Here is a 13,261-nt window from a genome sequence, read left to right as displayed (position 1 = left end):
AACCTGAATCCGAGGGATATCTACTCATGGGGTCTACTAATGAATTTTTCGGATTCAGGTTATTTTTTTTGCCCATTTTGTGTTACACATTTGATACTTTTTTGGGGGGGAGACCAGATGAAAAAGTTTCTGTCTACGAGATTAGCATTGAAATTTTTATGTGTCGCTTTATCCATGGTTTTGATCAGCTGTGTGGGAGCTTCTTTCTTGCAAACAGATTACGGCAAGGTCCAGATTAGTAAGTTTAAGATTCCGTCCGATAATGGTACTTGGATAGAGGGAAACCTGTTCAGGCCTGTCTCAGCAAATGCAGAGCATAAAGTTCCACTCGTCATTACTAGTCACGGTTTTTTAAATAATAAAGAGATGCAGGATAGTACCGCAATCGAACTTTCCCGTCGGGGAATTGCTGTGATTGCAATGGATTTCTTATGGCATGGAGGCTCGAGCTCTCCTGATATGCCATTTTTCCCAACGATAATGTCAGAGAATAATGGGATGATTCCTCTAGTGGAATATGCATCATCCAGTCTTGATTATGTAGACTCTACAAAAATCGGCATAAGTGGTCATTCTATGGGTGGAATGATTACCTGGAGTACACTCCAGTATTATGGCCAACTTTATTTGGCGGAGCTCGAAGCGGCGAAAGATCCCTCTTCGGAAGAGGGCGTAGTTATTACGGTAAGTGAACAAGCCAAGGCTGATGCTTTGAATAAAGTTGCATCCGCTTTCATTGTTTCTCAGGTCGAACAGTCTACCGATGAGACTTTTCAAAACATCCATGCCAATGTAGGCATCAATGTAGGCAAATATGATGAAGGCGGCTCCGGATTTGCGAGAGGGAATGCCGATCTTTCTGGCGATGCCCCAGAATCACTAGCTGCTATAAATTCAGTAATGCCGGAGAATCAAAAGATAAACGCTGTGGAAATCGGCAAATATTACGGTAATGCAGCTGATCAAACCTTGCGCGTCGTGTACAATCCAGCGGAGATCCACCCTTGGCAACACTTTTCGGTGGCGAGCACTGGTTATTTAGCAGACTTTTTTACGAAAGCGTTTCAAATCAATAATCCGTTATCTTCCGGCAACCAATTATGGTTATGGAAAGAGATCTTTAACTTTATCGGCTTGTTAGGATCCTTTTTATTTATTGTCCCCTTTGCGGTATTGCTCCTCAAGCTTCCTTGTTTCAATAGTCTAATTCAACCTACTCCTGCCAAGTTACCGGATCCTAAGACCAGAAAAAGCAAATTTCTTTTTTGGGGTTCTTGGATAATGAGCTGGGTAATTTCGGCAATATCATACCTTCCGATCAGTCGCTGGAGTATTATAGCTGGACAGAATATCCTTCAGCCTCGTAGTTTATTTCCACAAACCGCCATGAACTTTATTTTAATCTGGGCAATCTTTAACGGCCTTGTGGGTCTATTGTTATTCTGGTTAACCACTCGTTTATCAGGAAAAAATTATAATGAGCACTCTGAAAGCTGGGGAATAAAAACAAATTTGAAAGAACTGCTGAAGACTTTTGCACTTGCTGTATGTATATTCACTGGATTCTATGCTTTGGTTGCATTTGCAGATTATTTCTTTCAGACAGACTTCCGCTTATGGGTACTGGCAATTAAAGTATTCACTCCGAATCAATTATTAATTGGCTTACGTTATATGCTTTTCTTCTTTATATTTTATGTTGCACAGTCAATTGCCGTGAACTCTACCACCCCAGTTGAAGGGCAGAAAGAATGGAGGGATCTGCTCATTAGCGGGACAGGCGGTGTGCTTGGAATTCTAGTGCTCATTGGGGTACAATACGGAACGTTATTTTCAACAGGCGTAACTTTTTGGCAAAATCAAGATTGGCTCAGAATACTAGTCCTTTTCCCTCTCGTTTTCCAGCTTTTTATTGCAGCTTATATTTCGCGTTACCTCTTTAAGTGCACAGGAAAAATATGGCTGGGAGCCATGGTGAATTGTATGATTATTGTGATGATGGGCGCAGCCAATACATTTACATTTTGAGAGATGCTTTAATCTATTCTTCTACGAAGAATATGCCTACGGCGTAAGAGGTTTAGATAGAAAAAACGTACTGCATTAGCTGCAGTACGTTTTTAATTTAAATAACAAATTCAACGATGTATTGTTGGCAAATGAGTTCATATCCCAGCGATTGATATAGAGAAATGGCTCCTACATTCTCCTCAAAAACATTCAAATATACGTTAGCTGAAATGGCATGTCCTTGGCGTGTTAGCTCTGCACAGACTTTTTTACCATAACCATTTCTTCTCCAGGCCACATCTGTTCCGATATTTCCTAGTTCAACGTAATCCTCACTATATATATGGTATCCTCCTACAGCAATCAGCTCGTCTTGTGCCATCACACCATAGAACGGATTCTGTAATTCTTCTTTTGAAAAAGCCATGGTTTGCAGCTCGTTCATCTTTGCTTCAATTCGCTGGAAATGAGCAGGCCCTAAGTGCATAACATGTTTGTCCGCTGTTGGTAGAACATCTTCATGAATATGTTTCATTAGAAGTAATTTTTGGGGAGGGCTGTAGAACTCAAGCTGAGAAGCAAAGACCTGCAGCTCTTCTTCGTTAATAATAAAGCTACCCACCGCATGGTTATGTAGATGTAATTCATCTTTCATGAACGCCAACATTGAACTGAGACAAAAGGATTGCTGAACTGGATATACAGAAAAAGCATTAAACGGAAGGCCACTTAAAAAGGCTAATACTCCAAGCAACTCGCCCTGGTCAGAATACTGACCGTAATGCACTGTGTTTTGTCTGCGAAAAGTAAGGTATGAATAATATAAAAAATGCTGTTCCTTATTAATCGAGCTTAATATAACATCTAACTCTGCTGCTGTTAATTTTCTAAACATATACGACCTGCCTCCATTAACAATTGCTGTTGCTATTTCCTCTTGCCAATTTGCACAACCTTTTCTAATATATCATAAATCAGAACTTTAATTGCTTTATTGCTGGGTTGAGTCAAGTATGATACTATTGTCCCCTTAGAAACATAAAATGAGATATGAAGGTTTTCTTGAAAGGATGATATATATTAAGGCAATCTTAGTTCGGTACTTCGGAAATCCGCAAGATCGAACCGCCATGTTCAACGCTGCTTCCTTAGTCATCGATGCTTTTATTGGTATAGGCAAGTTAATTCTTGGGTTATATCTATTGTCCGGATGGTTCATCACAAATGCACTTTATTATCTGATCCTTTGTATAGCCAAAGGACAGGTGCTTCATAAATATACATTAGCTAAAAAAGTCAGTTCAGCACAGCAAAGGTATTCCATGGAGCTTTATGTTTATAAGCGTGGCGGTGTTTTTCTTTGTCTTCTAGGGGTTTCATATCTGTTGGTCTGCCTGCGGATTTATCTAGTCGGAGACGCTTTGGTTTATGAAGGTTACATTGTATATCTGGTAGCACTGATCGCTTTTACAAAACTTGGTTTTGCCATTCATGGAAATATTGTTAACCGTCATCTCAAAAATCCCATTATATCAACATTAAAAATGATTAGCTTTACTGATGCCTTAGTCTCCATTGTTGTCACTCAAATGGCTGTGCTTACAATGAAAGGCTCACCTCAGGCATTAAACGCCAGCGCGTTGTTTGGCATGGGATGTAGTGTTTTATTTTGTCTGGGGGGGATCTGGATGATGCTCCGTAAGACAAAGGCTCCAATGAAGGAAGTAGAATTAATTAAAAATTAGATGATATCATAACTTCCCCTTATCCCTTAGGATGAGGGGTTATTTGTATTTTATATGCAACCTAAACACTCAGCGATCTCTTTATAAGGCTGACACAAGAAGTGCTACCGCTTTACTGAGGAGGCGGAGATAAGAGATCCTTAAAAACTGTACATTGCAGGTTATCCAATATCTCGCATATAATGATCTAAATGATAATCGTTATCATTTAATAGAAGAGAAAAGGTGATCTGCTCATGATAAAACATAATATTGGGATTACGGAGTGCAGCTTACCTGCTGAGTGTATAACAGAATGACAAGTTCATCTATTCATAACATCTATAACGGGTATTTCGATGCTTTGTTTGAGGCTCCGTCTATGAGGGGCACTACAGAGAGGAAACATTTTGCACAATCCAGTACCCAAGGATACGTCGATAGAGTGATCACACCCTCCGGGATCGAAATTGTTGATAGTGATTACCGTTTTGCTGATGATCGCCTAGTTCGGGTTCAATCCGAAGCGGCGATGATTGAGTTAAGCTTTTGTCTGCAGGGAAGCGGGGAAGTTCATGTAACAGATACCAGCCATGAGTTAATGCCCGATAGTTGTTCATTGCAGTTCATGCAGGATTTCCAAGCGGAATTTCACTATCGCAGTGCTGAACCTATCCGTTTATTGTCCATAGGTGTACCGGTTACACTATTCGATTCATGGATGGCGGATCAAGGCTCTTCACATGCTCGCAGCTTATCCGGGCTGTTAGATTCACGTGCTTTTCGAATGTTCCGTATGCCTATTCTTCCAGAAACCACCCGATTATTGGTGCAATTGAGAGACTGTCCATATCATACCTCCATGCGCCGGTTGTACGTAGAGGGGAAGGCATTAGAACTCCTATCTGTATATTTTGACGCATTTCTTTTTGAGCAGAAACATACTAAACGGAGTTTGCATTTATCACGTAGTGACCGAGAAAACATTCGGAAAGCCAGGGATATCATCCTTGACCACATGGCAAACCCACCTTCGCTAATCGAATTGTCCAAGCTGGCAGGCATTAACGAATACAAATTAAAAGTTGGATTTAAGGAAGAGTACGGAACAACTGTATTTGCATATTTACGGAACAAACGTTTAGAAAAAGCATGGGAAATCATAAGTACCGGGGAAATTAGTGTCAGCCAAACGGCGACGATGGTAGGTTACAACAACTTTAGTCATTTTGCCGAAGCTTTTCGGAAGCAGTATGGAATTAATCCTTCAGAAGTAATTAAAAAACGATAAAAATTAAATAAATATCCGCCAAACCGTTATTCAATCCCTCTGCCGGTAGTTCTATCCTATTAGCAGAGTGTATGATCGGACTTGCTAGAAGTGAGAATGATTATCAATAGATTGGAGAGGGTTGGAAAAAATGTTCAGTTTAAAACGAATCTCTTTTGTCGGAATCGCCTTAATCATGATGGTGATGCTGTACGGGTGTGGGAATTCAGGTCAGGAGGCTAAGGTAGAAAATTCTCAACCTGTGGTAAATTCAGAACCCGTCGCTACTAATTCGACCGAAACACGTACCCTCAAGGATGCTAAAGGAGATGTTGTAATACCGGTGAATCCGGTTAGAATTGCCGATGTATCCGGCTCAACGGAAGAACTTCTGGTGCTTGGATATAAACCTGTTATTACTGGGAATACGGATATGGCTAATTCATTAGAAATCACTCCTATTCTCAAAAAAGAACTGCCTGATGTAACTCCCGCTGGATGGTTTCAGACGGAAGTCAACTTAGAAGCGATCATTGCAGCAAGCCCTGATTTGATACTGGCAGGACCTACCCAAGAAAAAATCTATGATCAACTAAATATGATTGCTCCAACAGTGAGGGTGCCTTATGGCTTTAACGCTTTTAGAGAGCGATTTGCATTTGTTGCGGAGGTACTTGATAAGAAAGCGGAAATGGAAACGTGGTTGAAGGTCTATGATCAACGTGCTCTACTACTACATGATCAAATCACTGAGATAACCAAGGAAGAGACGTTTGCGGTAATCGAAGCTACAGAGAAAGAAATACGCATCTATTCCCGCACAGGTATTGCGGATATGATTTTTAATGATCTAGGATTACCCCTCGCGCCAGGTACACCGGAGCCAGATCCATGGGGAGGGAAAGTGACAAGTCTAGAAGCACTGTCTACCTTTAATCCAGACCATATCATTTTATTATCCGATAATGACCAGAATGTTCTTGACCAAAGCAAGGTCTGGAGTAATCTGAAAGCTGCAAAATCGAATAATATATATCGCATGACAAGCAGACAAAATTATAATGAGGCTTTCTTTGCTTTAGGAAAAGAAGCATTGTTGGAGCAAATAGCCGAACAAATCAAGGAACATATCAAACAGTAAAGGATAATTTAATCTTTTCTCGAATATTCTCTGAGTTGCAATGAGTATTATTTGAAGGGATGATTAAATTGAAGCAAGGGATATTAGTTTTTCTAAATGGAACTTCAAGTTCCGGAAAGACCTCCATATCGACTGAACTGATAAAACAGAAAGAGATTCCTTTTTATCATTTATCAATTGATGATTTTTTTAATAATTACAATGATTTTATTAATAATAAATTTCCAGATGAACCTCCAAGAGAAATAGATCATCAAGTCGTTTCCCAAATATTAGATGATTCCATATTCTCAGTGTACCGCTCGACAATTAAATTGTTAATAGAAATGGGTTTTAATGTAATAGTAGATACCGTAATCGACAATGATAAGAGGTTTAATGTGTTTCTTGATCAATTTTTCGATCAGCCTACGTTATTTATAGGTGTAATATGCTCGAAAGAAGAACTCATAAGAAGAGAGCAAACAAGAGGAGATAGAAAGATTGGACTAGCAGCTTCACAGTTTAGCAAAGTATATTGCTTTGATGAATATGACCTCGAAGTAAATACGGAAGAGATGAATTCAATAGAATGTGCCGCAAAGATATTAAGTTTTATTAAGTCCAATAAGGAATACTCGGTATTTAAGAAATTAAGTAAAAGAAATGTTAGTGTTTCCTAGATGGCGTATCCAGATAACACCATATTCAAGCGGGTCAAAAAAGAGAGGATCCTTTATAATAATGAGAATTATTCTCAATATTATAAAACTTGAACGGAGAGCGGTAGCAATGACTGGAATAGATTATCATCACAATTTCAATCTTTTTTTCGATGGGCTTGAGCTGCCGCGGCAGAATAGAGATCGTACAGAGCACATGGCACTACATTCGCAAAGGGGAGAAGGGTTCGTTCGTCGATTCGTCCCACGCTTTGATATCAATGTGGTGGTATCCGATTTTACCTTTCGCCAGGATTACAGCGTGCCTCTCGTAACCAAAACAGCAATGGTTGAGCTTAATTATTGTTTGCAAGGGAAAAGAGAAGTCTCTGTTGATGGTGTCCAGTATGAGTTTGTTCCGGGAAGCTGTACGCTACAACTCATGAATGAAGTTGGCTCTCAATTTGAGTTTCAGGGGAATGAATCTTATCTGATGTTAGGCATAGGTATTCCTGTTTCGACTTTCCATCACTTCATGGAAGAAGGCGGGGGTGGGAGATCCGCTGATTTTGACCGCATTCTTGGCCAAGCATCTTTTCGTGTTTTTCAGGAAACGATGCAGCCGTCTACTGCTATCGTGCTTGAGCGAATGCTGGCAGCTCTTCAAAACCGCAGCACCAAAAATCTGGAGATCGAATGTAGTACATTAGAGCTTTTGTCGTTGGGCTTTCAATCGATTCTAACAGAAGGTACTTCTGGGACAACAAAGCTGTCGAAAAGCGACATGACAAAAATTAGTGAAGCGCGGGACATCATGATGCAACGGATGATAGATCCGCCAAGCCTGTTGGAGCTCTCCCGATTGATTGGCATGAATGATAACAAATTAAAATCTGGCTTTAAAGAAATGTTCGGAACAACTGTATTCGGCTATTTGCGGGATATAAGGCTGGAGAAGGCTCTACACCTATTGCAGCAAGGTGATTTGAACGTTAATGAGACATCCTGTGCTGTGGGTTATTCCAACTCAAGTCACTTCTCGGAGGTGTTTCGGGAGAAATACGGGATCAATCCCGGCAAGCTTGTGAAACAGTTTGCTTCTTCTGTACTGATGACTTCAAAACACGAATCGAACCTTTAAAGAATACGGAGATAACAGTTGCAAATAACCCACCAGTCACGACTGGTGGGTTATTACATTTACATATGAAGATAAACGCAAAATCCCTCAGAATTTATTCTATCTCTCGACTACTGTTTCTCCTTCAATTAACACAGGTTGATAATAAGTATTGTTGGGAAGATCCTTTTTTCCTTGTAATTTTTTAATGACCCAATCCGCTGCATCACGGCCCATAGTTTCTTGGGGATGTGTTAAAGTGGTCAGTTTGATGTTTGCATTTTGGGCAATATAGGAGTTGTCCTGGCCAATAATTGATAATTCCTCTGGTATAGAAATGTCTAGCTGTCTGCAAGCATTGACCACTTCCAGACCAACCTCGTCGTTGTAGCAGACAATCGCAGAGAGGGTATCTCTATTTTTATTTAGGAAATCCTTCAAGTTCGTAGCTAAGGTTTGTTTGGTCTCGGTGTTGAACGAAAATATTTGCTCTGGATAAAACCGTAATTTAGCTTCTTCGAGAGCTTTGATATAGCCCTTCATTCGATATTTGCCCTGTAAATCATCCATTTTTGCGATAAGTCCAATTTGAGAGTGGCCTTTGGAAATCAATTCTTTTGTTGCCAGATAACTGGACTGCACATCGTCAAGACAAAGGAAGGGGAGCTCTATTTCCTCATAAAAAGCATTAATCATAATGAGTGGAATATCTTGCTCCTTAAACGACAGATAATACGCAATATTGGGATTATACAGATTACTTTTCGTAGGTTCAATAATTAAACCATCTACGCCGTAGGACAACATCATTTCGAGAGCTTTTTTTTCTTGCGCAACATCGTTATTGGTACTAGCCAATAGTAGTGAATAGTTATCCTCATTCATTCGGCTTTCAATCCCCCGGATAATAGAAGGGAAGATGTAGTCAGAGATATAGGTCGTAATTACACCGATCGTCTTCTTATGGGAACTCCCGCCGGTCTTTGTGCGATATTGGTTGCTGACATACGTGCCAGAACCTTTTTCGCTACGGAGGAATCCTTCGTTGGATAGCTCTAAAATGGCTTTTCTAACAGTCTGTCTGCTAACCTCGTACAAGGACTGCAAGGCAGACTCCGTAGGAATTTGTTCGCCTACATTGTAATCTCCTGAAAGGATCTTGCTTTTTATATCCTCTATAATCACTTGATACTTTGGTTTCATGTAATTCCTCTTTCCATACTTGTTCGCTTTATAATTCGTAAATTTCGTTAAGTTGTATGTACAAATTATAGCATGACTACGAATTAAATATAAAGGGGCTCTTTTTTTATGAAAAAATGTAAATATTTCGTACCTTTAGATCATCATAAACAAACTAAGTCCGGAGTTAAATTATTATCTTCTCCATATTTGTATGTATATATAACTATTTTATTGACAAATGTACGTACAAAAATTTATACTAAAGCTGTCAATTAAGAAAGCGAATTCTTTTATATTAAAAAAGCGCTGTCAGAGAGGTGACCAACGTGATATCGAATCGATTAAGCATCGAAGAAGCAATCAATAAGGGAGAAACTTCGCTAGGGATTGAATTTGGATCCACGCGTATTAAAGCAGTACTTATTGATCATAGTTTTCAAACGATCGCTTCTGGAAGTTATGAATGGGAAAATCAGTTGAAAGACGGCTTTTGGACGTACAGCCTAGAAGATATTATCAAAGGTCTACAAGATGCTTATCGTGAGATGAAGCAAGAAGTTCAACAAAATTACGGAATCACCCTCCAAACCGTTGGTTCAATCGGGTTTTCTGCAATGATGCATGGATATATGGCTTTTGACGACCAGGATCAATTGCTCGTTCCGTTCCGGACTTGGCGTAATGCAACAACGGGTAAGGCAGCCAAAGAACTGACAGATGTATTTAAATTCAATATTCCTGAACGTTGGAGTATTGCTCATCTTTATCAGGCGATCTTAAACAAAGAAGAACATGTGCCGCAGATTCGGTTTGTTACAACGTTAGCAGGATACATTCATTGGTTATTGACCGGCAACAAAGCACTTGGTGTTGGAGATGCTTCAGGTATGTTCCCGATTGATGAATCCATAGGAAATTATAATGAATCTATGATACAACAGTTTGATGAGCTTATTGCTGGCAAAGGTTATTCGCTGAAGACCAGCAACCTTCTTCCTAAGGTGTGTGTTGCCGGTGAGCAAGCGGGTCTATTAACCGAAGCAGGAGCCAAAATTCTGGATCCATCATTGCAATTACAAGCTGGGATTCCGCTTAGTCCTCCAGAAGGGGATGCAGGAACCGGTATGGTTGCTACCAATAGTGTAAGAAAACGTACCGGGAATGTCTCCGTAGGAACCTCTGTTTTTGCCATGATCGTATTGGAAAAAGAGCTTTCCAAGGTTTATCCGGAAATCGATATGGTGACTACGCCAGACGGAAGTCCAGTAGGTATGGTTCATGCTAATAACTGTTCAAGTGACCTTAATGCCTGGCTCGGATTATTCCGTGAATTCTATGAAGCGATGGGGCAAAAAGCCGAAGCTGACAAATTGTACAGCGTACTGCTGAATAAAGCTTTGGAAGCAGACCCAGATGCCGGTGGATTGCTCAGTTACGGTTATTTCTCGGGTGAGAACATTACGGGGTTAGAAGAAGGTCGTCCGTTATTTGTACGTTCGCCTGAGAGCAAATTTAATCTGGCTAACTTTATGCGTACACATTTGTTCAGCGCCTTTGGTGCTTTGAAAATTGGAATGGACATTTTGACGAAAGAAGAGAATGTAGCCATAGATAGTATTTTAGGACACGGCGGTATATTTAAGACTCCGGTTGTTGGCCAAAGAATGATGGCAGCTTCACTGAATGTTCCTGTTTCCGTAATGTCGACAGCTGGAGAAGGCGGCGCATGGGGAATGGCTATTCTTGCCTCCTACATGATGAACAAAAATCAGGAAGAAAGCTTGGAAGACTTCCTCGATCAAAAAGTGTTCAAAGATGTAAAGGGAGAAGAAATTCATCCCGATGCAACCGACATTAAAGGTTTTGAAACCTTTATCGAACGTTATAAAAAAGGTCTGGCGATTGAGCAATCCGCTGTTGATAATTTAGTCTGAAAATGGAGGGACCAAGATGTTAGAACAACTTAAAGAAGAGGTTTTTCAAGCCAATCTGGAATTGCCGAAACATGGACTAATCAAGTATACATGGGGAAATGTGAGTGCAATTGATCGCGAAAGTGGATTATTCGTAATCAAACCTAGTGGTGTAGATTATGAAACAATGAAAGCCAGCGATATGGTAGTTGTTGATCTGGATGGCAATGTGGTTGAAGGGGAGATGAGACCTTCCTCCGATACCCCTACTCACGCAGTACTTTATAAACATTACTCCGAAATTGGCGGAATCGTGCATACACATTCCACTTGGGCGACTATCTGGGCACAAGCAGGACTTGACGTTCCTGTAATGGGAACTACGCACGCTGATACATTCTATGGCTCCATTCCTTGTGCGCGTTTCTTGACGCAAGAGGAAATCGATCGGGGTTACGAAGCGGAAACAGGTAATGTAATCATCGAAACCTTTGAACAACGCGGGATAGATATTATGGCGGTTCCCGGTGTTTTGCTTAAAGGCCACGGACCCTTTACTTGGGGGAAAAATGCAAAATCCGCTGTAATGAACAGCGTAGTGTTGGATGAAGTATCAAAAATGAATTTATTTGCTAGAGAGTTGAACCATTTTGCGGAAGAATTGCCACAACGTATTCTAGATAAACATTACTTGCGCAAACATGGGAAAGACGCTTATTACGGTCAAAAATAATCAAACCACAAAATGATGAAAAGAGGATGAATATGTCAACAGCAGTAGCAAAAGAATTTTGGTTTGTCGTAGGTTCGCAACATCTTTATGGGGAAGAAGCATTGGCTGAAGTTAAAGCGCACGCACAAACGATGACAGATGCTTTGAATAAAAGCGGAGTTTTGCCTTACCCACTAGTATTGCAGGATTTGGCTGTCAGCGCAGATAAAATTACCAACATTATGAAAGAAGTTAACTACCGTGACGAAGTTGCCGGTGTCATCACTTGGATGCATACTTTCTCACCTGCAAAAATGTGGATCCGCGGAACAAAAATGCTGCAAAAACCTTTGCTTCATCTAGCTACGCAATATAATGAAAGTATTCCATGGGCAACAATTGATATGGACTTCATGAACTTGAACCAAGCAGCTCATGGTGACCGTGAATATGGTTTTATTAACGCCCGTTTGAACAAACAAAACAAAGTGGTTGTAGGCTATTGGGAACGCCCTGAAGTTCAAAAGCAAATTGCAGAATGGATGGACGTAGCCGTTGCTTATAACGAAAGCTTCAATATCAAAGTTGCTCGTTTTGGTGACAACATGCGTAACGTTGGTGTAACTGAAGGAGATAAAGTTGAAGCCCAAATTCAATTTGGCTGGACGGTAGACTACTTTGGTATTGGTGACCTGGTTCAAGTCATTAATGAAGTTAAAGAAGAAGAAATCGATGGTTTGTTTGCTGAATATGCAGAGCTGTATGAATTCGACTATGGCACTAACAGCAAAGAAGCTTGGGAAGCTAGCGTAAGAGTTCAAGCAAGCTATGAAATTGCTATCAAACGTTTCCTTGATCAAGGTGGCTACAATGCCTTCACCTCAAACTTCGAAGATTTACATGGAATGAAACAACTTCCAGGACTTGCTGTTCAACGTTTGATGGCACAAGGATATGGTTTTGCTGGAGAAGGAGACTGGAAGACTGCAGCTCTCGACCGCTTGCTTAAAGTGATGAGCCATAACCAATCGACTGGCTTTATGGAAGATTACACTTATGAATTGACAGTTGGACAAGAATCTATTCTTCAATCCCATATGCTTGAAGTAGATCCAACTTTGGCAAGCAACAAACCAAAAATCATCGTGTCACCACTAGGTATTGGTGGTAAAGACGATCCAGCCCGTTTAGTATTTGACGGCAAAGCAGGAGACGGTGTAGTGGTTTCCATGGCTGACTTCGGTACGCATTACAAACTTTTGATTAATGAAGTGACTGCTTTTGAACCAACTGTTCCAGCTCCAAACCTTCCAGTAGCTCGTGTGCTTTGGAATGTTAAACCAAACTTCCAAGACGGAGTTAAAGCTTGGATCGAAAATGGTGGCGGTCACCACACCGTTGTTTCATTAACTCTTACAACAGACCAAATTATTGCTTACGCAAAACTTGTGAACTTGGAATATGTAGTTATTAAATAATGGCAAAGCTTTATTACGATTAATAGGACTCCATTCCTCGGCTTTTTGAGGAATGGAGTCCTATTGT

The 13,261-nt window shown here is 40.4% G+C and carries 11 protein-coding genes; 9 read left to right on the top strand and 2 right to left on the bottom strand.

Going from position 1 to position 13,261, the window contains the following annotated elements; all coding sequences use genetic code 11:
• Positions 1-39: 39 nt before the first annotated feature.
• Complete coding sequence (locus MHI15_RS22125) at positions 40-2,028, top strand: alpha/beta hydrolase (RefSeq protein ID WP_341164881.1); 1,989 nt, start codon at positions 40-42, stop codon at positions 2,026-2,028.
• Positions 2,029-2,125: 97 nt separating this feature from the next.
• Here MHI15_RS22125 and MHI15_RS22120 read toward each other — a convergent pair whose 3' ends face one another.
• The gene (locus tag MHI15_RS22120; protein ID WP_076218126.1) at positions 2,126-2,905 is read right to left on the bottom strand and encodes a GNAT family N-acetyltransferase; all 780 of its coding nucleotides are present in this window, start codon (positions 2,903-2,905) and stop codon (positions 2,126-2,128) included.
• Positions 2,906-3,053: 148 nt separating this feature from the next.
• Here MHI15_RS22120 and MHI15_RS22115 point away from each other — a divergent pair, with 148 nt between their 5' ends.
• The 5 genes from MHI15_RS22115 to MHI15_RS22095 all read left to right on the top strand — a co-directional run bounded on the left by MHI15_RS22115 (position 3,054) and on the right by MHI15_RS22095 (position 7,927).
• Positions 3,054-3,755: a hypothetical protein gene (locus tag MHI15_RS22115; RefSeq protein ID WP_076125619.1), complete on the top strand. Its 702-nt coding sequence runs from the start codon at positions 3,054-3,056 to the stop codon at positions 3,753-3,755.
• Between the two features lie 295 nt (positions 3,756-4,050).
• Entirely contained in the window at positions 4,051-5,025 is a 975-nt protein-coding gene (locus tag MHI15_RS22110; RefSeq protein WP_076125617.1) for a helix-turn-helix transcriptional regulator, read from the top strand.
• A gap of 130 nt (positions 5,026-5,155) precedes the next feature.
• Positions 5,156-6,145 carry an ABC transporter substrate-binding protein gene (locus MHI15_RS22105; RefSeq protein WP_341086611.1) on the top strand — a complete coding sequence of 330 codons (990 nt, stop codon included), beginning with the start codon at positions 5,156-5,158 and terminating at the stop codon, positions 6,143-6,145.
• A gap of 68 nt (positions 6,146-6,213) precedes the next feature.
• Entirely contained in the window at positions 6,214-6,807 is a 594-nt protein-coding gene (locus MHI15_RS22100) for a chloramphenicol phosphotransferase CPT family protein (RefSeq protein WP_076125614.1), read from the top strand.
• Between the two features lie 61 nt (positions 6,808-6,868).
• Positions 6,869-7,927 carry a helix-turn-helix transcriptional regulator gene (locus tag MHI15_RS22095; RefSeq protein ID WP_341164880.1) on the top strand — a complete coding sequence of 353 codons (1,059 nt, stop codon included), beginning with the start codon at positions 6,869-6,871 and terminating at the stop codon, positions 7,925-7,927.
• Between the two features lie 99 nt (positions 7,928-8,026).
• On the opposite strand, the gene MHI15_RS22090 is transcribed toward MHI15_RS22095, so the two are convergent.
• Complete coding sequence (locus MHI15_RS22090; RefSeq protein ID WP_076125610.1) at positions 8,027-9,109, bottom strand: GntR family transcriptional regulator; 1,083 nt, start codon at positions 9,107-9,109, stop codon at positions 8,027-8,029.
• Between the two features lie 308 nt (positions 9,110-9,417).
• Here MHI15_RS22090 and MHI15_RS22085 point away from each other — a divergent pair, with 308 nt between their 5' ends.
• From MHI15_RS22085 to araA, 3 genes are read left to right on the top strand one after another with little or no spacing between them, the layout of a single operon-like run.
• A complete protein-coding gene (locus MHI15_RS22085; protein WP_340394317.1) occupies positions 9,418-11,025 on the top strand; it encodes a xylulokinase in 1,608 nt (535 codons plus the stop codon).
• A 16-nt stretch (positions 11,026-11,041) separates the two neighbouring features.
• Entirely contained in the window at positions 11,042-11,737 is a 696-nt protein-coding gene (locus MHI15_RS22080) for an L-ribulose-5-phosphate 4-epimerase (RefSeq protein ID WP_036677359.1), read from the top strand.
• Positions 11,738-11,769: 32 nt separating this feature from the next.
• Entirely contained in the window at positions 11,770-13,194 is a 1,425-nt protein-coding gene (gene araA / locus MHI15_RS22075; RefSeq protein WP_038571054.1) for an L-arabinose isomerase, read from the top strand.
• Positions 13,195-13,261 lie beyond the last annotated feature (67 nt).

Origin of the sequence: Paenibacillus sp. FSL H7-0918 (assembly GCF_038007025.1) — a bacterium.
Classification (GTDB): Bacteria; Bacillota; Bacilli; order Paenibacillales; family Paenibacillaceae; genus Paenibacillus_AQ; species Paenibacillus_AQ odorifer.
Note: the sequence above shows the minus strand (reverse complement) of the source record. Positions and strands in the feature narration are given on the sequence as shown.